Below are 26,314 nucleotides of genomic sequence, written 5' to 3'. Positions count from 1 at the left end.
CGTTCCCCGCCTGTTTTAAACACGGGAGTTAAAGATATGCCTAAGTACCGTTCAGCAACAACAACTCATGGTCGTAATATGGCTGGGGCTCGTGCATTATGGCGTGCAACAGGCATGACCGATGCTGATTTTGGAAAGCCCATTATTGCTGTTGTTAACTCATTCACACAGTTTGTTCCTGGTCACGTACATCTACGTGATTTAGGTAAATTAGTTGCAGAGCAAATTGAAAATGCAGGTGGTGTTGCGAAAGAGTTTAATACAATCGCAGTTGACGATGGGATTGCCATGGGACATGGCGGAATGCTGTATTCCTTACCTTCTCGTGAATTAATTGCAGACTCGGTTGAATATATGGTGAATGCACACTGTGCGGATGCCATGGTATGTATTTCAAACTGCGATAAGATCACCCCAGGCATGTTGATGGCGTCATTGCGCCTCAATATTCCAGTTATTTTTGTTTCGGGTGGCCCGATGGAAGCGGGTAAAACCAAGCTTTCAGACCAAATTATCAAGCTCGATTTGGTTGATGCCATGATCCAAGGAGCGAACCCAAATGTGAGCGATGCAGATAGCGAGCAAATAGAACGTTCAGCATGCCCAACGTGTGGTTCTTGCTCAGGAATGTTTACTGCAAACTCAATGAACTGCTTAACTGAGGCGCTTGGGTTATCTCAGCCAGGAAATGGCTCATTGTTGGCGACTCACGCAGATCGCGAAACGTTATTTATTAATGCAGGTAAGCGCATTGTTGAATTAACCAAACGCTATTACGAACAAGATGATGACAGTGCGTTACCACGTAATATTGCTAATAAATCCGCATTTGAAAATGCGATGACGTTGGATATTGCCATGGGTGGTTCAACTAACACCGTCCTGCACTTACTGGCAGCCGCTCAGGAAGCAGAGATCGATTTCACCATGGATGATATCGACCGCTTATCACGTAAAGTTCCACACCTCTGTAAGGTTGCACCGAGTACGCAAAAATACCATATGGAAGATGTTCACCGTGCTGGTGGTGTTATCGGTATTTTAGGTGAGCTGAGCCGTGCAGGTTTGCTGCAAGAAAATGTGACTAATATTTTAGGCCTTAGCTTCCAAGAAACACTAGCGCAATATGATGTGATGTTAACAAAGGACGAGTCTGTCAAATCGATGTTTTCCGCAGGCCCTGCCGGGATCCGCACGACAAAAGCTTTTTCGCAGAATTGCCGTTGGCCGTCATTGGATACTGACCGTGAAAATGGGTGTATCCGTAGTATTGAGCATGCGTATAGTTTGGATGGGGGCCTTGCTGTCCTGTCTGGAAATATTGCAGAGGATGGCTGTATTGTTAAAACAGCAGGGGTTGATGAAGGTAGCTTAACATTCCGTGGCCCAGCCAAAGTGTTTGAAAGCCAAGATGATGCCGTTGAGTCGATCCTCGGTGGAAAAGTTGTTGAAGGTGATGTGGTTGTTATTCGTTATGAAGGGCCTAAAGGTGGCCCAGGCATGCAAGAAATGCTGTATCCAACCTCATATCTGAAATCAATGGGGTTAGGCAAAAGCTGTGCATTGATAACGGATGGCCGCTTTTCAGGTGGTAGCTCTGGGCTTTCTATCGGCCATATTTCGCCAGAAGCCGCGAGTGGTGGCTTATTAGCATTAGTTCAAGATGGCGATATTATTGATATTGATATTCCAAAAAGAACGATTGTGCTGGATGTTAGTGAAAGCGAATTGAATCAACGTCGTGAAGCTGAATTGGCTCGAGGTGATAAAGCTTATACTCCGCGTAATCGTCAGCGTGAGGTTTCTTTTGCTCTGCGTGCTTACGCTTCTTTGGCGACGAGCGCAGACAAAGGTGCTGTTCGTGACAAGTCGAAATTAGGGGGCTAATTGTGGCGGCAGCAAAACCATTACCGGTTGCCCCAACCGGAGCAGATTACTTAAAAGCGGCGCTGAGTGCGCCGGTTTATGAAGCTGCACAAGTAACGCCTCTTCAACAGATGGATAAAATATCTTCACGCTTGGGCAATACCATTTTAGTCAAGCGTGAAGATAGGCAGCCAGTACATAGCTTTAAGCTCCGTGGTGCTTACGCCATGATTGCGAGTTTAACTGAAGAACAAAAAAGCAAAGGTGTGGTGACCGCTTCTGCAGGGAATCACGCTCAAGGCGTTGCGTTATCGGCAAATCGTGTGGGTGTGAAAGCAAAAATCGTCATGCCAGTTGCGACAGCGGATATCAAAGTGGATGCCGTACGTAGTTTCGGTGGCGAAGCTATTTTACATGGTGCCAATTTTGATGAAGCGAAAGCGAAAGCCATTGCAATGGCAGAAGAGGATGGTTACACCTTCGTTCCACCTTTTGATCACCCTTCAGTCATTGCAGGGCAAGCCACGATAGCACTTGAACTATTGCAACAAGATGTTCATTTAGACCGAATTTTTATCCCAGTAGGTGGCGGTGGGTTAATTGCGGGCGTCGCTGTGATTATCAAGCAATTAATGCCTGAAATTAAAATCATTGGTGTAGAGTCGGAAGATGCTGCTTGTTTAAAAGCGGCATTAGAGGCGGGACACCCTGTTGATTTACCGCGTGTTGGCTTATTTGCAGAAGGTGTGGCAGTAAAACGCATCGGAGACGAAACCTTCAGGTTGTGCCAGCAATATGTTGATGATGTTATTACTGTTGATAGCGATTCCATTTGTGCAGCACTGAAAGATATTTTTGAAGATGTTCGTGCGATAGCAGAACCTTCAGGCGCTTTGGCACTGGCCGGATTGAAAAAATATGTACAGCAGCACAACATCAAAGGCGAACGTTTAGCACATATTTTGTCCGGTGCGAATATGAATTTCCACGGGCTGCGTTATGTTTCTGAGCGCTGTGAAATTGGTGAACAACGAGAAGCTTTGCTGGCAGTGACCATTCCTGAGCAAAAAGGGAGTTTTTTACGCTTTTGCCAGTTATTAGGTCATCGAGCAATTACGGAGTTTAACTATCGATATACGGATGCCGATCCTGACCGTGCTTGTATTTTTGTTGGGGTGCGTTTAAGTGGCCGTGATGGCGAGCGCTCGGAGATTATTCAAGAGCTCAAAAGTAACGGCTATGAAGTCGATGATTTATCTGATGATGAAATGGCCAAACTCCATGTGCGTTACATGATTGGTGGCCGCCCATCAAAGCCATTAGATGAAAGATTGTATAGCTTTGAATTTCCAGAGTCTCCAGGTGCATTACTGAGATTCTTAGAGACTCTTGGGACTCATTGGAATATTACGTTATTTCATTATCGCAGCCATGGTACGGATTATGGACGAGTGCTGGCGGCATTTGAACTGGCTGGGCCAGAAGTACGTTTTGATAGGCACCTTGATGCGCTAGGTTATGAATATCACGATGAAACAGGAAACCCCTCTTTCCGTTTTTTCTTAGCGCCACAAGATAACCAAAGAACCTTAGACTGAGTTGTCCGGGAGTAACTCCCAGAACGCTTTAATTAATGGTTCACTCAGGCGTTTGCTTAATAGGCAAACGCCGAGTTCAAAAGGTTCAACCATTGAAATATTATCGAGCTGTGAAATACGGCTACGTACGGGCTCTGGGCTGTTATCAACGACCACGCTGGGGATCAAGGCAATGCCACATCCCAAAGCCACCATTGACACAATAGCCTCATGGCCCGATACCGTCGCATAAATGACGGGGTTATTGATATTATGGCGACGGAACCAAAGTTCGATACGTTTACGTGATGGGCCATGCTCAGGCAGGATGAAGGGGACGGTAGACCAATCAGGTTCAGCCTCTGTTACCATGCTTCGTACTGCACAGGGTAGTGATGGAGCAATCAAAACGAGAGGGATTTCGCCGATTTTTGCAAAACGGACGTTATCAGGTAAGCGCTCGGGTTTGCCTGCGATACCAAGGTCAGCCTCATGAGTTTCCACTTTTTCAACGGCATCAGCTGCGTCCCCTGTCGTGAGCTTAATTTCAACTAATGGGTGCAGCGCACGGAATTTATCTAACACTTCGGGTAAATGACTATAGGCTGCCGTAACAGAACAGAAAAGATGCAGTTCTCCACTGAGCGATGGGCTTTGCTGGTTGAGAGCATGTTGCAGTTGTTGATATTGCAATAATGTTTGTTGGGCAAATTGCTTAAGATGCTCCCCTGCTTGGGTCAATTTGACTGAGCGGTTATCGCGCACAAATAATGGGTGACCCAGCTGTTCTTCGAGGCGTTGTATTTGTCTAGACAATGTGGAAGGGCTGACATGCATCGCTTTAGATGTGCGCCCGAAGTGGCAACTTTGTGCTAAATGCAAAAAAAGCTTGAGATCGCGAATGTCCATTTTGCCCTCTAATAACATAATTAATGACGTTGCAGATATTGCAACATTGTATTGTTAATATATCAATTTAAGCAATGCGAAACATCGCATATAGTAAATCCATAAACGCTCAAAAATGAGCGACAGGCAGACTGCCTGACATAACGAACACAACAGAACAATGGAGTATGACAATGGCGAATTATTTTAACACATTGAATTTACGTGAGCAGTTAGCTCAATTAGGTAAGTGCCGTTTTATGCAGCGCGAAGAATTTGCGGATGAAGCGGGCTTTCTGAAAGGTAAAAAAATCGTCATCGTCGGTTGTGGAGCACAAGGGCTGAACCAAGGCCTGAATATGCGTGACTCAGGTTTAGATATTGCTTATGCATTACGTGATGAAGCAATTGCAGAGAAACGTGCTTCATGGCGCAAAGCGACAGAAAATGGTTTCAAAGTTGGGACTTATAAAGAATTGATCCCTACTGCTGATTTGGTTGTTAACTTAACGCCAGACAAACAGCATTCAGCCGTTGTTCGTGCTGTTCAGCCTATGATGAAACAAGGCGCAGCACTGGGTTATTCACATGGCTTCAACATTGTTGAAGTTGGCGAAGAAATCCGTAAAGACATTACTGTTGTGATGGTTGCTCCAAAATGTCCAGGTACTGAAGTACGTGAAGAATACAAGCGTGGTTTTGGTGTTCCAACGCTGATTGCAGTACACCCAGAAAATGACCCGAAAGGTGAGGGTATGGCGATTGCTAAAGCGTGGGCGGCAGCGACTGGCGGTCACCGTGCAGGTGTTCTGGAATCCTCATTTGTTGCAGAAGTTAAGTCTGACCTGATGGGTGAGCAAACGATTCTGTGTGGTATGTTGCAAGCGGGTGCATTACTGAGCTACGACAAAATGGTCGCAGACGGTGTTGAGCCAGGCTACGCAGGTAAATTAATTCAGTTTGGTTGGGAAACTATCACTGAAGCGCTGAAACAAGGCGGTATCACGCTGATGATGGATCGCTTATCTAACCCTGCGAAAGTGCGTGCTTATGCGTTATCTGAGCAACTGAAAACTATCATGGCGCCATTGTTCCACAAACATATGGATGACATCATTTCAGGTGAATTTTCTGCAACAATGATGGCAGACTGGGCAAATGATGATAAAAACTTGCTGACATGGCGTGAAGAGACAGGCAAAACGGCATTCGAAAATTACCCTGAATATAACGAGAAAATTGCGGAACAAGAGTACTTCGACCACGGTGTTCTGTTAGTTGCAATGGTTAAAGCAGGCGTTGAGTTAGCGTTCGATACGATGTTAGAAGCGGGTATCTTAGAAGAATCGGCTTACTATGAGTCACTGCATGAATTACCACTGATTGCGAACACTATTGCTCGTAAACGTTTATATGAAATGAACGTGGTTATCTCTGATACTGCAGAATATGGTAACTATCTGTTTTCATTCGCAGTTGTACCAATGCTGAAGGATTTCATGACGAAATTACAAGCAGGGGATTTAGCGAAATCAGTTGCAGATAATGGTACTGATAACGCGCAGTTACGTGATATCAACGAAGCTATCCGTAATCATCCGATTGAGAAGATCGGTAAGACTTTACGGGGTTATATGACGGATATGAAGAAGATTGCGGTCGGCTAATTTTTCGTCACTCTTCGCGTGATAGGTGCGTTGGCTACACTCTGTTACCTTCCTCTAACGCGAATAGTTTAGAAAAATGCATTAATGATATAAAAGAAAAAGAACAAAACCACATCTTTCTGATGAATGATGTGGTTTTTTGTTTTTTATAAATAGAGAAGATCGTTGCTCAAGAGTTGGCTCGGTTTCTGCTACAATCTGTAGCGAATTCCTTTTTGAATAACTGAGTGATGTAGAGAAGCCATGCGATTAAACCCAAGCCAACAGCAGGCAGTTGAATTTGTCGATGGCCCGTGCCTTGTATTGGCGGGAGCGGGGTCAGGCAAAACACGTGTTATTACCAATAAAATTGCGCATTTAATTCGCCAATGTGGTTATCAGCCTAGGCAAATTGCAGCGGTGACTTTCACCAATAAAGCAGCGCGGGAAATGAAAGAACGCGTGGCACAAACCTTGGGTAAGAAAGAAGCGCGTGGTTTGATCATATCCACCTTCCATACATTAGGGTTGGAAATTATTAAGCGTGAATATAAAGCGCTGGGTATTAAAGCCAACTTTTCGCTATTTGACGACCAAGACCAGATGGCATTGTTGAAAGAGCTCACTTTTGACTTGCTAGAAGAAGATAAAGACTTACTCAAGGAATTGATCTCAGCGATCTCAAATTGGAAAAATGATCTTATCTCGCCACAACAGGTTATAGGCCAAGCACGGAGTGAAAAAGAGCATCACTTTGCCGAGTGTTATCGTCGCTATGAACTTCATCTGAAAAGTTGCAATGTGCTGGATTTTGATGACTTAATCAGCAAACCTACCATGTTGTTATATCAGAATGAAGAAGTTCGCGAGCGCTGGCAGCAAAAAATTCGTTACTTGCTGGTGGATGAGTACCAAGATACCAATACGAGTCAGTATCAGTTGGTTAAATTGCTTGTGGGGCAGCGGGCAAGGTTTACGGTTGTGGGTGATGACGACCAGTCAATCTATTCATGGCGTGGAGCAAGGCCGCAAAATTTAGTTTTATTGAATCAGGACTTCCCTAAGTTAAATGTTATTAAGCTTGAGCAAAATTACCGTTCATCCGAACGAATTTTAAAGGCTGCGAATATTTTAATTGCCAATAACCCTCATGTATTTGAAAAAAAACTATTTTCAGAGCTGGGGTATGGTGCGCCAATTCGGGTTCTTACCGCAAATAATGAAGATCACGAAGCCGAAAGAGTGATTGGGGAGCTTATTGCACACCACTTTATTAATAAGACGGAATATAAAGATTACGCCATTTTGTATCGCGGTAACCATCAATCGCGTATTTTTGAAAAAATGTTGATGCAAAACCGCATTCCGTATCGTATTTCGGGGGGGACTTCGTTTTTCTCTCGCCCTGAAATCAAAGACTTATTAGCTTATTTGCGAGTATTGACGAACCCTGAAGATGACAGTGCTTTTTTACGTATCGTCAATACTCCACGTCGAGAGATTGGCCCCAAAACTATCCAAAAATTGGGGGAATGGGCAAACCAGCGGGGCAAAAGCTTGTATCAAGCCAGTTTTGATCTAGGGCTTGAACAAAGCTTAAAAGGCAAAGGATTAGAAGCATTACAGCGTTTCACTCATTGGATGGACAGTATTGTTCGAACGTCGGAACGTGAACCTTTAATTGCGGTGCGTGATTTGCTGCGCGAAATGGATTATGAAAGCTGGTTATATGAAACGTCGACCAGTACTAAAGCGGCTGAAATGCGAATGAAAAACGTCAACCAATTGTTCACATGGATGAGTGAAATGGTGGAAGGTGATGAGCTCAATGACCCAATGACATTGAGCCAAGTGGTTACCCGCTTTACGCTGCGCGATATGATGGAGCGTGGTGAGGATGATGAAGAATCAGACCAAGTTCAACTCATGACGTTGCATGCCTCTAAAGGTCTTGAATTCCCTTATGTTTTTTTGGTTGGTATGGAAGAGGGGCTATTGCCACACCAAAGTAGTATTGATGAAAACAATATTGATGAAGAACGCCGTTTAGCCTATGTGGGAATTACGCGGGCACAAAGAGAGCTGTTTTTTTCTCATTGTCGTGAGCGCCGCCAATATGGTGAATTAATCCGCCCTGAATTAAGCCGTTTTCTTCTTGAATTACCTCAAGATGATTTGCAATGGGAGCAGGAGCGTAAAGTGGTTAGTGCGCAGGAGCGTATGCAGAAAGGGCAATCAGCGTTAGCTGATATTAAAGCCCGTTTAGGGTTAAATAAAAAAAGCGAGTAACGGTAACTAGTTGAATTTCCACACTAGAGTCGGCCTAGTGTGGAAAATATTATCAATTTGAACTATTACGTTCTTCCAACTCTAAAACCCAATTTACATAGCCCTGCCATTGGACTTCTTGCTGTAAATTTTCAGCTCGTAGAGGGTGAGAAGATAACCAACGATAAGGCAATGTAATGGTTAACCTTTGTGCATTCACATTAAGCCTAAGAGCAGGCAAGGTATCATCCCGTCTACGGCTCGCAAAAATAATGGCAAGACGAAGTAAACGACATAAATCATATGCATGCTGCATGGGTAACGCATTTTGTTGGCTTAATGGCGTTAAATCAACAGGGCCTTGCTGGTTTATCAATAATGCAGCAAGTAACCGTTTTTGAGCTGGAGTGAAGCCAGGTAAATCAAGGTGTGTTATGAGGTAGCTAGCGTGCTCGGGGCCTTTACGGAAATCAACACTCAAGCCGATTTCATGTAAGGCGCATGCACTTGATAGTAAATCACGACAGCGAGTATCTAAGCCCCAATCTTTCGCGACTTGCAAGTAAAAATATTCTGCAAGTTGACGAACTCGGCCAGCTTGTTCGATATCGACTTGGAAGCGCCGTTGAATATTGCGAACGGTACGAGCGCGAATATCCTGCTCAATAGGAAGCTGTAGCATACCATAGACAAGACCTTCACGAAGTGCGCCGCCAGCCAGTGTCATGTTATCAATGTTTAATGCTTCAAAGATAGCAATCAAAATAGACAAGCCGCTTGGAAAAACCAGAGCGCGTTCGAAGGTTAAGCCGTCAATTTCAAGCTCTTCAAGTTTTTGGCATTGAATGGCTTTGCGCTTAAGCTGTTGTAATTTAGAAAGAGTGATCAGTTCATCCATGCCTTGGGCAATCATGATTTCCTGAATGGCTTGTACAGTACCGGATGCACCAACACATATCTTCCACCCATGTGTCTTTAGTGCATCAGCAATAGGGGCGATGACATTATGGGCAGCGGTTTGAGCCGCTGCGAAGTTTTCTTCGGTTAAACTTCTATCGCCAAAGTAGCGCTCAAGCCAAGTTACACACCCCATTTCAAGGCTGTAGAGTTGCTCTGCTTTTGCGCCTGTACCCGTAACTAGCTCAGTGCTTCCCCCTCCAATATCAACCACTAAGCGTTGATCTGGCCCGCCAGTTGTATGTGCAACACCTTGATAAATCAAACGAGCTTCTTCTTCCCCTTGAATGACTTTAACAGGGTTTCCTAAAATTTGGCTGGCTTTTTCGATGAAAATATCGGCATTTTTAGCTAGACGCAAAGTCGCTGTTGCGACAACACGAATTTGTGTATTCGGAATATCTTGTAAGTGTTCCGAAAACAGGCGCAAGCATTGCCAGCCTCGCTCCATTGCTTGCTCAGAAAGCAGGTTGTTGTTATCTAACCCTGCTGCAAGACGAACTTTGCGTTTAACCCTAGAGATGACCTGAATGCTGCCAGCAGTCTCACGTACAACGAGCATATGAAAACTGTTTGAGCCTAAATCGATGGCGGCATAAAGAGAAGAAGATTTCAGCATATCGTTTTTACTCAGCCTGGACGTTTATGGTTGTTACGTGGGCCATTGTGGCGACGCTGCGAATTCGAATTACGGCGAGGGCCTCCAGGACGTGGGCGATGACGGCGTTTTGGCGCAGGTAAATCGCTCAATAATGCATCACTGTTATATTTACTCACAGGGATTGAGTGTTGGATATATTCTTCAATAGCTGGCAGGTTAAGTGCATATTCTTCACAGGCTAAGCTAATTGAGTTTCCGCTTTCGCCAGCACGGCCAGTACGGCCAATACGGTGTACATAATCTTCACAGTCATCAGGTAAGTCGTAGTTAAAGACATGAGTTACTGATGGAATATGTAAACCACGTGCAGCAACATCAGTTGCCACTAAAATATCTAAATGGCCTTGTGTGAATTGCTCTAATATACGCAGTCGTTTTTTCTGTGCGACATCGCCAGTTAGCAAGCCTACACGATGACCATCGGCAGCTAAATGCGCCCAAATATCATCACAACGGTGTTTGGTATTGGCGAAAATAATACAACGCTCTGGCCACTCTTCTTCAAGTAGCGTTTGGAGCAAGCGCATTTTCTCTTCATTAGAAGGGTAAAATAACTCTTCTTTAATACGATGACCTGTTTTTTGTAAAGGTTCGACCTCAACATATTCAGGGTTATTCATTTGTTCGAAAGCTAATTCTCTTACTCGGTAAGATAAAGTTGCAGAAAACAGCAAATTAAGCCTGTCTGCCGCACCTGGCATGCGACGGAAAATCCAGCGGATATCTTTAATGAAACCAAGGTCATACATACGGTCGGCTTCATCGAGGACCACAACTTGAATCGCACTTAAGTCGACATGGCCTTGTTTTGCGTAGTCGATTAAACGGCCAGTTGTACCAATAAGGATATCAACACCGTTTTGTAAAACCTTCAGTTGCTCATCATAGCCGTCACCACCGTATGCTAAGCCCATTTTCAGGCCAGTGTACTCAGCGAGATCTTTAGCATCTGAATAGATTTGTACAGCGAGTTCGCGTGTCGGCGCCATAATGAGAGCACGAGGCTGATTCGCTTTTTTACCCTCAATCGCAGGGTGAGTTAATAAATAATGGAATGTAGACGTTAAAAAAGCTAACGTTTTCCCTGTACCGGTTTGCGCTTGACCCGCCACGTCTTTGCCTTCGACAGTAAAAGGCAAGGTGGACGCCTGGATAGGCGTGCAAAAATTGAAGCCTTTTTTATTTAGAGCTTCAATGACTTTAGGGTGCAATGCGAAGTCGGAAAACTTCTTTTCTGTCAAGTGTGCTTTACTCATAGTATGTTAGAATATCAGTTAACGGTTGGTTTACGAAAGTGTATCTTTTGAAATAAAGCATACTGCTGCCAATAATGTTACACTAAGTCTGCAAAAGATGACCCCTTGGAGTACAACATGAGCGATAAAATTATACATATAACTGATGCAAGTTTTGCAACTGAAGTTTTGAACGCAAGTTCACCTGTTCTCGTCGATTTTTGGGCAGCATGGTGTGGTCCTTGTAAAATGATCGCGCCTATTCTTGATGAAGTTGCTGAAGAATATACAGGCAAACTGACTATCACAAAACTGAATATTGATGAAAACCCAGGTACTGCTCCAAAATATGGAATTCGTGGTATCCCGACCTTGCTTTTATTCAAAAATGGTGAAGTCGCAGCAACGAAAGTCGGTGCATTATCAAAAACGCAACTGAAAGAATTTTTAGACGAAAATCTGTAAGTTATCGTTATATGTAAGCTAAAACGTTTAGCGGTATATCTATTTTATCTAGAGAGCCGCTAGACGTCTTCACTTAAGCATGATAAGTTATCTTTATTCCTCGTATAGCACCCATATGAATTACCTTGTATTCCATTGCTCTTATCTTACATATCTAGCTTGTTAGTTCAGTATTGTGATGTCTTTTTTGATCAAAAAACTGATGACATAATGATTTTAAATATGAAATTGAAAGTTTAGACGTTGAGTTATAGCCGTATTCAATATCTTCTGTTTCAATGTATCCTTCATATGAATTAAAGATAGTGCATAAACGAACATAGTGAAATTCAATATTTTTATATCTTTTGGATATAAAAATGAAGTGGGAGAAGGTTGGCATTGAGCTGTTATGTGTTTTTTAATGCTAATCTGACATTAAATTTGCGATATTGGGATGGATGTTGTCCTAAATGTACAAAAAACTATTGCTAATATTGTCCGTGTTTCTAATAATATGCCACACATCATCAAGATGGGTTGCAGTCAAATGTTAGAGTAATCTTAGTAATGGCTAGCACAAGATTTTTTTGCATTGCTGTTTGCTTTTGGTAAAAATTAGCGATCAGCAGGGCAGTATAAAGTTAAACTGGCACTTAATAATAAGCTGCCGTCAATTTACGTTCATAGTTCGAGAATTACCCCGAGTTAAAGAACCCACCATTATGAATCTTACCGAATTAAAAAATACGCCAGTATCAGAATTGATTACGTTAGGCGAAAACATGGGGCTAGAGAACTTAGCCCGTATGAGAAAGCAGGATATTATTTTCTCTATTTTGAAGCAGCATGCGAAAAGTGGCGAAGATATTTTCGGCGATGGCGTACTGGAAATATTGCAGGATGGATTTGGTTTCCTCCGTTCAGCAGACAGTTCTTACCTCGCAGGTCCTGATGATATCTACGTTTCTCCTAGCCAAATCCGCCGTTTTAACTTACGTACAGGTGACACAATTTCAGGAAAAATTCGTCCTCCTAAAGAAGGTGAACGTTATTTTGCCCTCCTAAAAGTCAACGAAGTTAACTACGACAAACCTGAAAATGCCCGCAGTAAAATTCTTTTCGAAAACCTAACTCCATTGCATGCAAACCGTCGTCTGCGTATGGAACGTGGTAACGGTTCAACTGAAGATTTAACTGCACGTGTACTGGATCTTGCGGCGCCAATCGGTCGTGGCCAACGTGGTCTGATTGTTGCTCCACCGAAAGCGGGTAAAACAATGTTGCTGCAAAACATTGCAGCAAATATTGCACACAATTATCCTGATTGCGTTCTGATGGTTCTGTTGATCGATGAACGTCCTGAGGAAGTGACAGAAATGCAGCGTTTAGTTAAAGGTGAAGTAATCGCTTCAACTTTCGATGAGCCTGCAGCACGTCACGTTCAAGTCGCTGAGATGGTGATTGAGAAAGCGAAACGTCTAGTTGAACATAAAAAAGACGTTATCATTTTACTCGACTCTATTACGCGTCTGGCCCGTGCATACAACACCGTTGTACCTTCCTCTGGGAAAGTATTAACCGGTGGTGTGGATGCTAACGCATTACACCGTCCAAAACGTTTCTTCGGTGCTGCTCGTAATGTTGAAGAAGGTGGAAGCCTGACAATCATTGCAACTGCACTGGTTGATACCGGTTCTAAGATGGATGAAGTTATTTACGAAGAGTTTAAAGGTACAGGTAACATGGAACTGCACCTGTCTCGTAAGATTGCAGAAAAACGTGTTTTCCCTGCAATAGACTACAACCGTTCTGGTACGCGTAAAGAAGAGTTACTGACATCGCAAGATGAGTTACAAAAAATGTGGATCCTGCGTAAGATCATTCACCCAATGGGCGAAATCGATGCAATGGAGTTCCTCATCAGTAAATTAGCGATGACGAAAACTAACGAAGAGTTCTTTGATTTTATGAAAAGAGCGTAACCGTTAAGGTTCTCTGTGTATTATAAAAAAGGTGCCTGTTATGGCACCTTTTTTTGTTTTTTATACACGGTAGTCGCGTATAAAAATTAAAACATATCATATTAAGTAAGGGGTAATATTTTGCTGATTGAGTTCAATGGATTAAGATGCTGTTTTATTGCTTTGTTTATAAATAACATTGAATAAATAGGCGAAATTTTTATTAGAACATTAATGATAAACGATAAAAACACCAATGCATGCAAGTTAACCAACTGAATTAAAAGATAAATACTATGTTTATATTTATTTTGTGATTAGCATTAAATTTATTTTCATCACTTTATTATTTAATCATCAAGCGCTTATTTAAACATCAATCGATTAACGCAATTTTAGAGTATTGCTTTTATGGCATGCATATTGCAGCTATTCAGTATAAAATTAAGGGATGTTTCGTTATTAAATCAAACACACTAATAAAGTGTGAAAACTAATAATGTTACAGGGATCTCTTTATGAATAAAGATTCGTCTTATAGCGGATTCCAGTACTAAGATGATAATGCATTGGCGTATGCTTGTTTACCAGCATTCGCTAAAAAATTAGTTTTGAAAGTTAAATATAAAGATTAAGAGAGTCGAACAGTGGACACCATACACTTTGTAACCAATCTCTTCTACGTTTTCTTGTTTTCATTAGTTTTTATTTTTCTGGCTCGAGTTGTTGCAATAAAAATCGGGTTAGTTGATAAACCTAATTTCAGAAAGAAACACGTAGGATTAGTTCCTCTTGTTGGGGGAATTTCCGTTTTCTTTGGGATCTGTTTTGCATTTTATATCACCGGAGAATACATTCCTCATAAGTGGCTATATATCGCTTGTGCAGGATTACTCGTCTTTATTGGCGCATTAGATGATAGGTTTGATATCAGTGTGAAATTAAGGGCTGGTATCCAAGCGATCGTTGCAGTTGTGATGATGACAGCGGCAGGGTTGAAACTTGAATCACTTGGCCATGCCTTTGGCCCATGGGAACTGGTGCTGGGTCCATTCGGTTATATCGTCACTTTATTTGCGGTATGGGCAGCAATTAACGCTTTTAACATGGTTGATGGCATTGATGGACTATTGGGTGGTTTATCGTCTGTTTCTTTTGGTGCTCTTGGCTTTTTGTTATATCAAAACGGTAACTACGCGTTAGCATTTTGGTGTTTTGCCTTTATTGCAGCTATCCTTCCTTATATTCTTCTGAATTTAGGTGTGCTAGGCCGTCGTTTTAAAGTTTTCATGGGAGATGCGGGAAGTACACTGATTGGGTTCACTATTATTTGGATCCTTGTGGCTTCGACCCAAGAAGAAGTACATCCGATTAACCCAGTTACCGCTTTATGGATTATTGCGATCCCTCTAATGGATATGGTTGCCATTATGTATCGACGTATTCGTAAAGGAATGAGCCCATTTTCACCAGATCGCCAACACATTCACCATTTAATTATGCGTTCTGGCTTTACACCAAAAGGGGCATTTGTGCTGATTACATTGTCAGCAGCCGCTTTAGCGTGTGTTGGTATTATTGGTGAACACTTAACATTTGTACCTGAATGGGTAATGTTGGCATTATTTTTGCTTGTATTTATGATGTATGGTTACTGCATCAAACGAGCTTGGAAAGTCGCCCGTTTTATTAAGCGAGTAAGACGTAGAGCACGTAGAGGAGCAGTACGGTAACGACAAAACGAAAATAGAGGTTCTGTGCAGTGAATAACTCAGAAACACAACCGAGTCAGCATCAATCGCCAATAGAGCCGGAATTGGATATCCGTGGTTTATGTCGCTCACTGTGGCAAGGTAAAATTTGGATCGTTGCATTTGCCGTTATTTTTGCTGCAATTGCCTTGGGAGCGTCCTATTTTATGCAGCCAAAGTGGAGTGCGACAGCAATTACGGATTTACCAACCGTCAATAATCTGGGAAGTTACTATTCTCAGCAACAATTTCTGCGCAACCTCGATTCCCGTATTAATAATACGGGAGTAGAAGGGCAATTACCGACAATCGCAAAAGAAGCTTATCAAGAATTCACCAAGCAGCTCGGCTCTTATGATACGCGTCGTCAGTTTTGGCTAAATACAGATTACTATAAGCAGCGTTTAGAGAATGACCCTAAAGCAGATGCCGCATTATTGGATGAGCTCATCAACGATATTGAGTTTACGCCAGCAGATGAAGTCAAAAATTTAACAGATAACATTAAGTTAGTGGCGGAAACTTCCGCTGATGCGAACCAGTTGCTGCGTCAATATACTCAGTTCGCTAACCAACGTGCGACAACGAATCTCAATGATGAAATTAAAGGCACTTGGGCTACGAAAATGCAATCTATGAAGGCATTGGTTAAACGCGAAGACATGGTGGCAAAGGCTGCTTATGAACGTCGTTTGAATGCTTTAGAACAAGCACTAAAAGTTGCTGAAAAACAAGGTATTGTGCGTAATCAAAGTGCAACGCCTGTGGATGAAATTCCAGATTCTAAAATGTTTATGTTAGGTGCCCCTTTATTAGAAGCACAGATTGAAACATTGAAAGCAACTGGGCCCGATCACGATAGTGATTACGATCAAAATATTGCCATGTTATCAACATTGAGCGTAGGGCCTACCCTCCAAGATAATTTTCAAGCATATCGCTATTTACGAACGCCTGAAGAGCCCGTTAAACGCGATAGTCCTCGTCGAGCCTTTATGATGGTTCTATGGGGAGCCATAGGGATGCTAGTAGGTGCCGGTGTGGTACTTGCTCGCCGCCGCCCATCTTGATTTTGGGATAAGCCACTGGTGAATTTACCAGTGGCATATAAAGTTATTAAGATTACAAAAGCAGCTCACTGCGAAAGATAAATATAAGAGAGTCACTGTGAAAGTATTGACTGTATTCGGCACACGACCTGAAGCCATTAAAATGGCACCACTGGTTCATGCATTAGCTGAAGATGCAGACTTTGAAGCCAAAGTTTGTGTTACAGCACAGCATCGTGAAATGCTAGATCAAGTACTGAAACTGTTTGAGATCATTCCAGATTACGATCTCAATATTATGAAACCAGGGCAAGATTTAACTGATATCACATGTCGTATTCTTGAAGGGTTGAAAAGCGTTTTTGCTGATTTTCAACCGGATGTTGTTCTTGTTCATGGCGACACCGCAACGACGATGGCAACTAGCCTTGCGGCATTTTACCATCGTATACCTGTAGGGCACGTTGAAGCTGGGTTACGTACAGGAGACCTGTATTCCCCATGGCCTGAGGAAGCAAACCGTAAGATTGCTGGGCATTTAGCAATGTATCACTTCGCCCCAACTGAAAATTCACGCCAAAATCTGTTAAAAGAATCTATTCCTGACAGCCATATTTTTGTCACCGGAAATAGTGTTATTGATGCGCTATTGTGGGTACGTGATAAAGTCATGAGCGACCAGTACATGATGGAAAAACTGGCCGCAAACTATCCGTTTATCGACCCAAATAAAAAAATGATTTTAGTCACAGGCCACCGTCGTGAAAGTTTTGGTGGCGGTTTTGAGCGGATTTGTCATGCGCTGGCAGAAATTGCACAAGCACATCCAGATGTGCAAGTTGTCTACCCAGTTCACTTAAATCCAAATGTGAGTGAGCCTGTTAAACGTATACTGCATGATATTGATAATATTATTTTAATTAGCCCTCAAGACTACCTGCCATTTGTTTATTTAATGAATCATGCTTATTTAATTTTAACAGATTCAGGCGGTATTCAAGAGGAAGCGCCTTCTCTCGGTAAGCCTGTTTTGGTAATGAGAGATACCACAGAACGACCAGAAGCAGTTGATGCAGGAACGGTTCGTCTTGTGGGAACAGACACACAAAAAATTGTGAAAGAAGTTAATCGGTTACTGACAGATGACGCGGAGTATCACGAAATGAGCCGCGCACATAACCCTTATGGGGATGGTCATGCTTGTCAGCGTATTCTTGCAGCATTGAAAAGTAATCAGGTGAAATTATGAGTTTTGAAACTATTTCTGTTATTGGCCTTGGTTATATTGGTTTACCAACAGCAGCAGCCTTTGCATCACGTAAAAAACAAGTGGTTGGTGTCGATGTTAACCAACATGCCGTTGATACTATTAATCAAGGTAAAATCCACATCGTGGAGCCAGAACTGGATATCGTGGTCAAAAAGGCAGTTGAAGAAGGCCACCTGAAAGCCTTTACTAAGCCGCAACCTGCGGATGCTTATCTGATTGCTGTGCCTACGCCATTTAAAGGCGAACACGAACCTGACCTCGCGTATGTACGTGCTGCCGCTGAGTCAGTTGCTCCAGTATTGAAGAAAGGCGATTTAGTCATCCTTGAGTCTACATCGCCAGTAGGAACAACAGAGCAAATGGCAGAGTGGATGGCAGCTGCTCGCCCTGATTTAACTTTCCCCCACCAAGCAGGTGAAGAAGCCGATATCGATGTCGCATACTGCCCTGAGCGCGTGTTACCAGGCCAAGTGATGGTCGAATTAATTAAAAATGACCGCGTTGTTGGTGGAATGACACCAAAATCCTCCCTGCGTGCTAGTGAGTTATACAATATTTTCCTTGAAGGTGAGTGTGTAATTACTAACTCAAGAACCGCGGAAATGTGTAAGTTAACGGAAAATAGCTTCCGCGATGTGAATATTGCTTTTGCGAATGAATTGTCATTAATTTGTGCTGAACAAGACATCAATGTGTGGGAGTTAATCAGCCTCGCGAATCGTCATCCACGCGTTAATATTTTGCAGCCAGGCCCGGGTGTTGGTGGGCACTGCATCGCGGTTGACCCATGGTTTATTGTTGCGCAAAATCCAAAACAATCACGTCTTATTCATACCGCTCGTTTAGTCAATGATGGCAAACCAATTTGGGTTGTTGACCAAGTGAAAGCGGCAGTGGCTGATTGCTTAGTGGAAACGGGTAAAAAAGCCAGTGAAGTGACAATTGCCTGTTTCGGCCTGTCATTTAAACCGAATATTGATGATTTACGTGAAAGCCCAGCAATGCACATCACCAAAATGGTGGCGAACTGGAACCCAGGTAAAACGTATGCGGTTGAGCCACACATCCATGAATTACCGACCTCTTTAAAAGGTATTTCTGAGCTGGTTTCGATTGAACAAGCCGTTAATGAAGCCGATGTGATCTTAATGTTAGTTGACCACAATATGTTCAAAGGCATCCAAGGTTCTGCGATCCCACAAAAATGGGTCGTGGATACAAAAGGAGTATGGCGTTGAAACGCATTTTAATCACTGGAGGCGCCGGGTTTATCGGCTCTGCTGTTGTTCGTCATATTATTGAAAATACTGACGACAGCGCAGTGGTTCTGGATTGTTTAACCTATGCAGGTAACTTAGAGTCTCTTGCAACGGTTGCGAATAACCCGCGCTATGCTTTTGAGCAGGTGAATATTTGTGATAGAGCTGCATTAGATGCTGTTTTTGAAAAATATCAACCCGATGCTGTGATGCATTTAGCGGCAGAAAGCCATGTTGACCGTTCAATTGATGGCCCTGCGGCATTTATCGAAACTAACATTGTGGGGACTTACACACTGTTAGAGGCGGCTCGTCATTACTGGTCTGCACTGAATGATGAGAAAAAAGCGGCTTTCCGTTTTCACCATATCTCAACAGATGAAGTTTATGGTGACCTCGAGGGGCCTGATGGTTTCTTCACAGAAACCACGCCTTATGCACCAAGTAGCCCTTATTCCGCATCGAAAGCATCGAGTGACCATTTAGTTCGTGCATGGCAAAGAACCTATGGCCTGCCAACGATGATCACTAATTGTTCAAATAACTACGGGCCGTATCATTTTCCTGAGAAATTGATCCCTTTAATTATTTTGAACGCCTTAGCAGGCAAACCTCTGCCAGTTTATGGTAAAGGAGAGCAAATTCGTGACTGGCTGTTTGTTGAAGACCATGCACGCGCACTGCATTTAGTTGCGACAACCGCGCAACCTGGCACCACCTATAATATTGGTGGCCATAATGAGCGCCGTAATATTGATGTTGTAGAAACGATTTGTGAGCTGCTTGAAGAGCTGCACCCGCAAAAACCACAAGGTGTGGCGCACTACCGTGACTTAATCACATATGTGAAAGACCGGCCGGGGCACGATATGCGTTATGCCATTGATGCCGCGAAAATTGAGCGTGAATTGGGGTGGACGCCACAAGAAACCTTCGAATCAGGTATCCGCAAAACAGTGCAGTGGTATTTGAACAATGAAACGTGGTGGCGCCGCGTACAAGACGGTTCTTATGCGGGCGAGCGTTTAGGTCTAGGAAATTAGGTGACAGTATGAAAGGTATTATATTAGCGGGAGGGTCGGGGACGCGTTTGCATCCTATCACTCGCGGTATTTCTAAACAGTTATTGCCTATCTACGATAAGCCGATGATTTACTACCCGCTTTCAGTTCTGATGTTAGCGGGAGTCCGTGAGATTTTAATCATCTCTACCCCTGACGACTTGCCGATGTTTAAGCGTTTATTAGGGGATGGCCACGAGTTTGGGATTGAGCTGAGCTATGCGGAGCAGCCATCACCAGACGGCCTTGCGCAAGCGTTTATCATCGGTGAAGAGTTCATCAATGGTGACTCGTGCTGTTTAGTATTGGGCGACAATATCTTTTTCGGCCATTCATTTAGCCCAAAATTGAAATCTGTTGCTGAACGAGTAAAAGGCGCAACGGTTTTTGGTTACCAAGTGATGGATCCTGAGCGTTTTGGCGTCGTGGAATTTGACGATAATTTTAAAGCACTGTCGATTGAAGAAAAACCCGTTAAGCCTAAATCGAATTGGGCGGTGACAGGGCTGTATTTCTATGATTCACAAGTGGTTGAATTTGCTAAACAAGTCAAACCTTCTGAACGTGGCGAGTTAGAAATTACGTCGATTAACCAAATGTACTTAGAACGTGGCGAACTAAACGTTGAATTGCTCGGTCGCGGCTTTGCTTGGTTAGATACAGGCACCCACGATAGCCTCATTGAGGCGGGAACCTTTGTGCAAACCGTTGAAAAACGTCAAGGTTTCAAAGTTGCTTGTTTGGAAGAAATCGCGTGGCGTAACGGCTGGCTGACAGATGAACAAGTCGCTTTTTCAGCACAACAGCTGAAAAAAACAGGTTATGGGCAATATTTAGAGGATTTATTACGTGTCCGTCCGCGCCAGTATTGAGAGCTTGCCATGGGAGAGCGAATTTTTTCATCGCTCAACGGCAAAGTTGAATTTTACGGGGGATAATCTCGAAACCCTCCTTGCTTATCAAATAAATGAATACGATATCGTGCAAGCAAAAGTCGCTGCGTCTGAAACGCAGCTGATTGACGATTTAGCCGGTATGGGTTTTTCATTTGTTGAAGGTGAAATCGATTTCGCGCTGACTATTGGCACAGAAAATGCTTATTTAAAGGCAGGTTTAACAGCGGAAGATCGCATTGTTGTCGCACAAGTGGATGATATTCCTACGTTGCGACAAGCCGCTGAGTCTGTCTTTAGCAAAAGCCGCTTTAGAGCACCTTGGTATCGTGATGGTGATAGCGGTCAGTTTTATGCGTTGTGGATAGAAAAATCAGTACTTGGCACGTTTGACCACACTTGTTTACTGATTAAAGATGCGTCTGGTGCGATATTGGGCTTTGTGAGTTTACGGCATCTGGATGCTGAAACTGCGCGGGTTGGCCTACTAGCGAAAATGCCAGAAGCGAAAGGGCAAGGTGTGGGGCGTAAGTTGATGTCAGCAGCATTTAATTGGTGTGTGGAACACCAAAAAAGACAGTTAAATGTGGCCACGCAAATCAGTAATGTTGCGGCATTAAATCTTTATTCACGTAGCGGTGCAGCAATTGTCAGTACCGCCTATTGGTTATACAGGGGACAACATGATTCCATTTAATAAACCACCCGTTGTAGGTACTGAATTAGAGTATATGAGACAAGCCATGGAAAGTGGCAAACTGTGTGGTGACGGTGGCTTCACGAAACGTTGTGAAGAATGGATGGAAAAACGGTTTAATTGCCCGAAAGTGCAGTTAACGCCATCTTGTACGGCCTCATTAGAAATGGCGGCGATCCTGATTGATACTAAGCCGGGTGATGAAATTATCATGCCAAGCTTTACTTTTGTATCAACCTCTAATGCATTCGTGTTACGTGGCGCGAAAATCGTATTCGTTGATATCCGCCCAGATACCATGAATATTGATGAAACTAAAATTGAAGCCGCAATCACTGAACGTACGCGTGCCATCGTTCCTGTTCACTATGCAGGTGTTGCTTGTGAGATGGACACTATTATGGCCATTGCGAAAAAACACAATTTATTCGTGATTGAAGACGCGGCACAAGGTGTGATGTCGACCTATAAAGGCAAAGCGCTGGGGACCATCGGCCACATTGGTTGCTATAGCTTCCATGAAACGAAAAACTACTCTTCAGGCGGTGAAGGTGGGGCAACGCTGATTAATGATAAAGACTTGATTAGCCGTGCTGAAGTGATCCGTGAAAAAGGGACGAATCGTAGCCAATTTTTCCGCGGCCAAGTGGATAAATACACATGGCGTGACATCGGCTCAAGCTACTTGTTGTCTGATTTGCAAGCGGCTTACCTATGGGCACAGTTAGAAGAAGCGGACAAAATTAACGACCGCCGTTTACTACTATGGAAACGTTATGATGAAGCGTTGCAGCCATTGGTTGATGCAGGACGCTTAGTCTTAGCAACTGTGCCAGAAGGCTTAAAACACAATGCCCATATGTTCTATATCAAACTTAAAGATATCGACGAGCGTACCGAGTTCAATGATTATATGAAATCCCATGGTATTTTGACGGTATTCCACTATGTTGCATTGCATACTAGCCCTGCGGGTATCGAGTTTGGCCGTTTCCATGGTGAAGATAAATATACAACATCAGAAAGTGATCGCTTAGTGCGTTTACCGATGTTCTACAACATGACTGATGATGAACAGCAGACAGTCATTGAGCGAATCAAAGCGTTCTTTGCCTAATGTCTCTTGCTAAAGCATCGGTTTGGACTGCTGGCTCTACCCTGATTAAAATCGGGGTAGGCCTGTTAATCGTTAAGTTGTTTGCAGTCTCATTTGGGCCCAGCGGTGTGGGGCTAGCGGGTAACTTCCGCCAATTGATTACTGTACTAGGGGTGTTATCTGGTGCAGGGATTTTCAATGGTGTCACAAAATATGTTGCAGAGCACCACCAAGACCCACAAAAATTACGTGCGGTTCTGGGAACGTCATCGACGATTATTCTAGGGTTTTCAGCGCTACTTGCGCTTATCTTTTTACTTTGCAGTGCGCCAATCAGCGTAGCGTTGTTTGATAGTGAAAAATACAGCTCGGTTATTCAAATAGTCGCTTTAATTCAAATGGGTATCGCGTATGCGAACTATTTCCTGGCTATTTTGAAGGGCTACCGAGACGCATCGGCAAACGCATTAGCCATTATTTTGGGTAGCATAATCGGAGTTGTTGCCTATTATTTATGCTATCTGGTTGGTGGGTATGAAGGCGCTCTCGCAGGGTTAGCATTAGTGCCTGCACTCGTGGTACTGCCTGCGGCTGGGATGGTAATTAAACGTAAGCAATTTGCGTTATCGTCATTGAAGCCCGCATGGGACAAAGCGATTGCGACTAATTTAGGCAAATTTACGGTCATGGCGATGTTAACAGCAGTCACGTTGCCAGTCGCTTATATCATGATGCGAAACCTACTCGCCCAAACCTATAGTTGGGATGAAGTGGGGTTATGGACCGGTGTGACCACCATTTCAGACGCCTATTTGCAGTTTATTACCGCGACATTTTCAGTGTATTTGTTGCCGACTTTATCGCGTTTGCAACATAAAAATGAAATTTCAGCCGAAATTGTTAAAGCATTGAAATTTGTTTTACCTGCCGTTGCGGTTGTCAGTTTTACGGTTTGGTTACTACGTGATTTTGCGATTTGGTTGCTGTTCTCAAAAGAATTTACAGGTATGCGAGACCTGTTTGCATGGCAGCTGGTCGGCGATGTATTGAAAGTGGGGGCTTACGTATTTGGCTATTTGGTTATTGCCAAAGCCGCATTGCGTTTTTATGTCCTTACTGAAGTGAGTCAATTTATATTATTAACGGGTTTTGCGCATTGGCTAATCCCTGAACATGGCGCAGTAGGTGCAACTCAGGCTTATATGGCCACTTATATTGTCTATTTTACCTTATGTTGTTGCGTATTTTTGATTTACCGTAGGCGAGCATGACAACCTTAATACATGTACTGGGATCGAACCTCCCACACCACAATCAGACGGTATTGACGTTTTTTAATGACGTCATTTGCCAAGCAGAAATCGCTCCGTCATCAACACCGCATTTTATGGTCGTAAGCGACGATGCGCAGCTTGCTGACGCTTATCCTCAGCTAAAAATAGATGTTTTTGCGAATAAACAGGCTATTGCCAATAGTGTTATACAGCGTGCCAAGGCAAATCGCCGTACTCGCTTTTTCTTTCATGGGCAATTCAATGCGCCTATTTGGCTAGCGCTGTTATTTGGCCAAATTAAATCCCATCAGTTTTGGTGGCATATATGGGGAGCTGACCTCTATGAAGAGTCTAGCTCATTAAAATTTAAGTTATTCTATATCTTACGTCGTCTAGCGCAGAAAAAAGTAGGGCACGTGTGTGCTACACGCGGGGATTTGTGTTATTTCCACCAGTCGAACCCGAAAGTACCTGCGACAGTGTTGTATTTTCCAACACGAATGGACCCCGCATTAACAATAAGCGAGCCTAAGGTGCGTGAAGGCGCTCAACTGACTATTTTGTTGGGTAACTCAGGTGACCGTTCGAATCGCCATGTAGAGGCACTGAGTGCGATTAAACAGCAATTTGGTGATGAGGTTAAGGTGATTGTCCCAATGGGCTATCCTGCCAATAACCAAGGCTATATTGAACAAGTCGAACAGGCTGCAAATAGTGAGTTTACTTCAGGACAAGTCGAAATCCTGAAAGAGCGCATGGAATTTAGCGAGTACCTGAATTTGCTCAAATCCTGTGATCTTGGCTATTTTATTTTTAATCGCCAACAAGGGGTGGGGACGGTTTGTTTGCTGATCCAATTTGGCATTCCGTTTGTAATCAGCCGTCAAAATACGTTCTGGCAGGATTTAACTGCTCAAAATGTCCCTGTGTTTTTCTATGGTGACAACCTGACGATACCGCTGGTGGACGAAGCTCAGCGCCAAATGAGTTTATTAGATAAACACCATATTGAATTTTTTGCTCCCAACTTTACTGAGGGCTGGAAAGCCGTTCTCAGAGCCGTGGAGGAGCGAGCATGACGCTGACGGAATTAGGCGGCTTAGCACTGGTCTACCTGATATCAATTATTTTTATTGGTACTTTGCTATACAAAGAGTTTTTACGTGCTCGGTTTAACTTCAATATTTTCTTCTCAATGCTGTATTTATTGACGTTTTACTTTGGTTTTCCATTAACCTGTGCGTTAGTGTTTCAATTTGATGTTGCGGTTGTTAAGGCGGATTACTTACTTTACGCCCAACTAGCGGCAACTAGTTTTTATGCGATTTATTATGTCGCTTATAAAACACGGCTTTCTAGGCAACCGGATGCACCACGCCGCGCGTTGTTTAGCATGAACAAAGTGGAAACGAATTTAACCTGTCTGTTATTGATTCTGATTGCTGTCGTGACAGTAGGTATCTTTTTCATGCAGAACGGTTTTTTGCTGTTTAAGTTAAAATCCTATAGCCAAATTTTCTCCAGCCAAGTTTCTGGCGTGGCATTAAAACGCTTTTTCTATTTCTTCATTCCTGCAATGTTGATTGTTTATTTCTTGCGGCCAACACAGAAACGCTGGATTTTCTTTCTTGTTAGTACCGTCGCATTTGGTTTCTTAACCTATGTTATCGTCGGGGGAACAAGAGCGAACATCATTATTGCCTTCGCGCTGTTCTTATTTATTGGGATTGTCAGAGGTTGGATTACGCTGTGGATGCTAGCCGCGGCTGGGGTCGCCAGTATTGTAGGGATGTTCTGGTTAGCCTTAAAACGCTATGGCCTAGATGTCAGTGGTGCTGAAGCGTATTACACTTTCTTGTACTTAACGCGGGACACATTCTCCCCGTGGGAAAACTTAGCATTGCTGCTGAGTCATTACGATGAGATGGATTTTCAAGGCCTAGCGCCGATTATCCGTGACTTTTATGTTTTTATTCCTTCTTGGGTTTGGCCAGAACGTCCAGATACGGTATTGAATTCTGCCAACTATTTTACGTGGGAAGTGCTCAACAACCATTCTGGGCTGGCAATTTCGCCAACACTGATTGGTTCATTAGTGGTGATGGGCGGGGTAATTTTTATACCACTCGGAGCCATCGTTGTGGGGCTTATCATCAAATGGTTTGATTGGATCTATGGCATGAGCCTGAAAGAACCGAATCGCTATAAGGCCGCCATTATGCAGGCATTTTGTTTTGGCGCCATTTTTAACATTATTGTTTTAGCGCGTGAAGGCGTGGATTCTTTCGTCTCACGGGTGGTTTTCTTTTGCTTAATATTCGGACTGTGTCTGGTGTTAGCAAAATTACTGTATTGGTTATTTGAAAGTGCAGGGCTTATTCGCACAAAAACAGCTTCTTTTTTAAGAAGCCAACAGCGTGAAAGCCGCTAAAGGAGTATCATGGAATCGTCATCAACT

At 43.3% G+C, this 26,314-nt stretch carries 20 protein-coding genes; 17 read left to right on the top strand and 3 right to left on the bottom strand.

The window, feature by feature from the left end; all coding sequences use genetic code 11:
* The first annotated feature begins 36 nt into the window (after window positions 1-36).
* Together ilvD and ilvA are read left to right on the top strand one after the other, a co-directional pair.
* Window positions 37-1,887, top strand: a complete 1,851-nt coding sequence (gene ilvD / locus CYG50_RS17950) for a dihydroxy-acid dehydratase (protein WP_102139858.1) — start codon at window positions 37-39, stop codon at window positions 1,885-1,887.
* A gap of 2 nt (window positions 1,888-1,889) precedes the next feature.
* Window positions 1,890-3,464 carry a threonine ammonia-lyase, biosynthetic gene (gene ilvA / locus CYG50_RS17945; protein WP_102139859.1) on the top strand — a complete coding sequence of 525 codons (1,575 nt, stop codon included), beginning with the start codon at window positions 1,890-1,892 and terminating at the stop codon, window positions 3,462-3,464.
* On the opposite strand, the gene ilvY is transcribed toward ilvA, so the two are convergent.
* Window positions 3,456-4,352: an HTH-type transcriptional activator IlvY gene (gene ilvY, locus CYG50_RS17940; protein ID WP_102139860.1), complete on the bottom strand. Its 897-nt coding sequence runs from the start codon at window positions 4,350-4,352 to the stop codon at window positions 3,456-3,458. The two genes, ilvA and ilvY, sit on opposite strands and share 9 nt — an antisense overlap.
* 173 nt (window positions 4,353-4,525) lie before the next feature.
* Between ilvY and ilvC the strand changes: the two genes are divergently transcribed.
* Both ilvC and rep read left to right on the top strand, forming a co-directional pair.
* Window positions 4,526-5,998 carry a ketol-acid reductoisomerase gene (gene ilvC, locus CYG50_RS17935; RefSeq protein ID WP_102139861.1) on the top strand — a complete coding sequence of 491 codons (1,473 nt, stop codon included), beginning with the start codon at window positions 4,526-4,528 and terminating at the stop codon, window positions 5,996-5,998.
* A gap of 243 nt (window positions 5,999-6,241) precedes the next feature.
* The gene (gene rep / locus CYG50_RS17930) at window positions 6,242-8,266 is read left to right on the top strand and encodes a DNA helicase Rep (protein ID WP_102139862.1); all 2,025 of its coding nucleotides are present in this window, start codon (window positions 6,242-6,244) and stop codon (window positions 8,264-8,266) included.
* Between the two features lie 52 nt (window positions 8,267-8,318).
* On the opposite strand, the gene gppA is transcribed toward rep, so the two are convergent.
* Together gppA and rhlB are read right to left on the bottom strand one after the other, a co-directional pair.
* Window positions 8,319-9,821: a guanosine-5'-triphosphate,3'-diphosphate diphosphatase gene (gene gppA / locus CYG50_RS17925; RefSeq protein WP_102139863.1), complete on the bottom strand. Its 1,503-nt coding sequence runs from the start codon at window positions 9,819-9,821 to the stop codon at window positions 8,319-8,321.
* 11 nt (window positions 9,822-9,832) lie between these two features.
* Window positions 9,833-11,119 (bottom strand): ATP-dependent RNA helicase RhlB, encoded by a 1,287-nt coding sequence (rhlB, locus tag CYG50_RS17920; protein WP_102139864.1) that lies wholly within the window; start codon window positions 11,117-11,119, stop codon window positions 9,833-9,835.
* 117 nt (window positions 11,120-11,236) lie between these two features.
* Here rhlB and trxA point away from each other — a divergent pair, with 117 nt between their 5' ends.
* From trxA to wzyE, 13 genes are all read left to right on the top strand, one after another.
* Window positions 11,237-11,563, top strand: a complete 327-nt coding sequence (trxA, locus tag CYG50_RS17915; protein ID WP_102139865.1) for a thioredoxin TrxA — start codon at window positions 11,237-11,239, stop codon at window positions 11,561-11,563.
* 704 nt (window positions 11,564-12,267) lie between these two features.
* Complete coding sequence (gene rho, locus CYG50_RS17910; RefSeq protein ID WP_004906109.1) at window positions 12,268-13,527, top strand: transcription termination factor Rho; 1,260 nt, start codon at window positions 12,268-12,270, stop codon at window positions 13,525-13,527.
* 626 nt (window positions 13,528-14,153) lie between these two features.
* Entirely contained in the window at window positions 14,154-15,239 is a 1,086-nt protein-coding gene (wecA, locus tag CYG50_RS17905; RefSeq protein WP_102139866.1) for a UDP-N-acetylglucosamine--undecaprenyl-phosphate N-acetylglucosaminephosphotransferase, read from the top strand.
* 29 nt (window positions 15,240-15,268) lie between these two features.
* Window positions 15,269-16,327, top strand: coding sequence for an ECA polysaccharide chain length modulation protein (wzzE, locus tag CYG50_RS17900; RefSeq protein WP_102139867.1), 1,059 nt, complete (start codon window positions 15,269-15,271; stop codon window positions 16,325-16,327).
* A 97-nt stretch (window positions 16,328-16,424) separates the two neighbouring features.
* On the top strand, window positions 16,425-17,555 hold the full coding sequence (gene wecB, locus CYG50_RS17895) for a non-hydrolyzing UDP-N-acetylglucosamine 2-epimerase (RefSeq protein WP_102139868.1): 1,131 nt from the start codon (window positions 16,425-16,427) through the stop codon (window positions 17,553-17,555).
* Window positions 17,552-18,814 (top strand): UDP-N-acetyl-D-mannosamine dehydrogenase, encoded by a 1,263-nt coding sequence (gene wecC, locus CYG50_RS17890; protein WP_102139869.1) that lies wholly within the window; start codon window positions 17,552-17,554, stop codon window positions 18,812-18,814. Before wecB ends, wecC begins: the two co-directional genes overlap by 4 nt.
* Entirely contained in the window at window positions 18,805-19,878 is a 1,074-nt protein-coding gene (rffG, locus tag CYG50_RS17885; protein ID WP_181489940.1) for a dTDP-glucose 4,6-dehydratase, read from the top strand. The genes wecC and rffG overlap by 10 nt, the downstream gene beginning before the upstream one ends.
* An 8-nt stretch (window positions 19,879-19,886) precedes the next feature.
* Window positions 19,887-20,768, top strand: a complete 882-nt coding sequence (rfbA, locus tag CYG50_RS17880; RefSeq protein WP_102139870.1) for a glucose-1-phosphate thymidylyltransferase RfbA — start codon at window positions 19,887-19,889, stop codon at window positions 20,766-20,768.
* Entirely contained in the window at window positions 20,746-21,486 is a 741-nt protein-coding gene (gene rffC / locus CYG50_RS17875; RefSeq protein ID WP_102139871.1) for a dTDP-4-amino-4,6-dideoxy-D-galactose acyltransferase, read from the top strand. The genes rfbA and rffC overlap by 23 nt, the downstream gene beginning before the upstream one ends.
* On the top strand, window positions 21,473-22,603 hold the full coding sequence (gene rffA / locus CYG50_RS17870; RefSeq protein WP_102139872.1) for a dTDP-4-amino-4,6-dideoxygalactose transaminase: 1,131 nt from the start codon (window positions 21,473-21,475) through the stop codon (window positions 22,601-22,603). Before rffC ends, rffA begins: the two co-directional genes overlap by 14 nt.
* Complete coding sequence (gene wzxE / locus CYG50_RS17865; RefSeq protein WP_102139873.1) at window positions 22,603-23,853, top strand: lipid III flippase WzxE; 1,251 nt, start codon at window positions 22,603-22,605, stop codon at window positions 23,851-23,853. The genes rffA and wzxE overlap by 1 nt, the downstream gene beginning before the upstream one ends.
* The gene (locus tag CYG50_RS17860) at window positions 23,850-24,935 is read left to right on the top strand and encodes a TDP-N-acetylfucosamine:lipid II N-acetylfucosaminyltransferase (RefSeq protein WP_102139874.1); all 1,086 of its coding nucleotides are present in this window, start codon (window positions 23,850-23,852) and stop codon (window positions 24,933-24,935) included. The genes wzxE and CYG50_RS17860 overlap by 4 nt, the downstream gene beginning before the upstream one ends.
* Complete coding sequence (gene wzyE / locus CYG50_RS17855) at window positions 24,932-26,287, top strand: ECA oligosaccharide polymerase (protein WP_094962456.1); 1,356 nt, start codon at window positions 24,932-24,934, stop codon at window positions 26,285-26,287. Before CYG50_RS17860 ends, wzyE begins: the two co-directional genes overlap by 4 nt.
* Window positions 26,288-26,314: the final 27 nt, after the last annotated feature.

The organism is Providencia huaxiensis, assembly GCF_002843235.3.
In the GTDB taxonomy this organism is placed as follows: Bacteria; Pseudomonadota; Gammaproteobacteria; order Enterobacterales; family Enterobacteriaceae; genus Providencia; species Providencia huaxiensis.
Note: the sequence above shows the minus strand (reverse complement) of the source record. Positions and strands in the feature narration are given on the sequence as shown.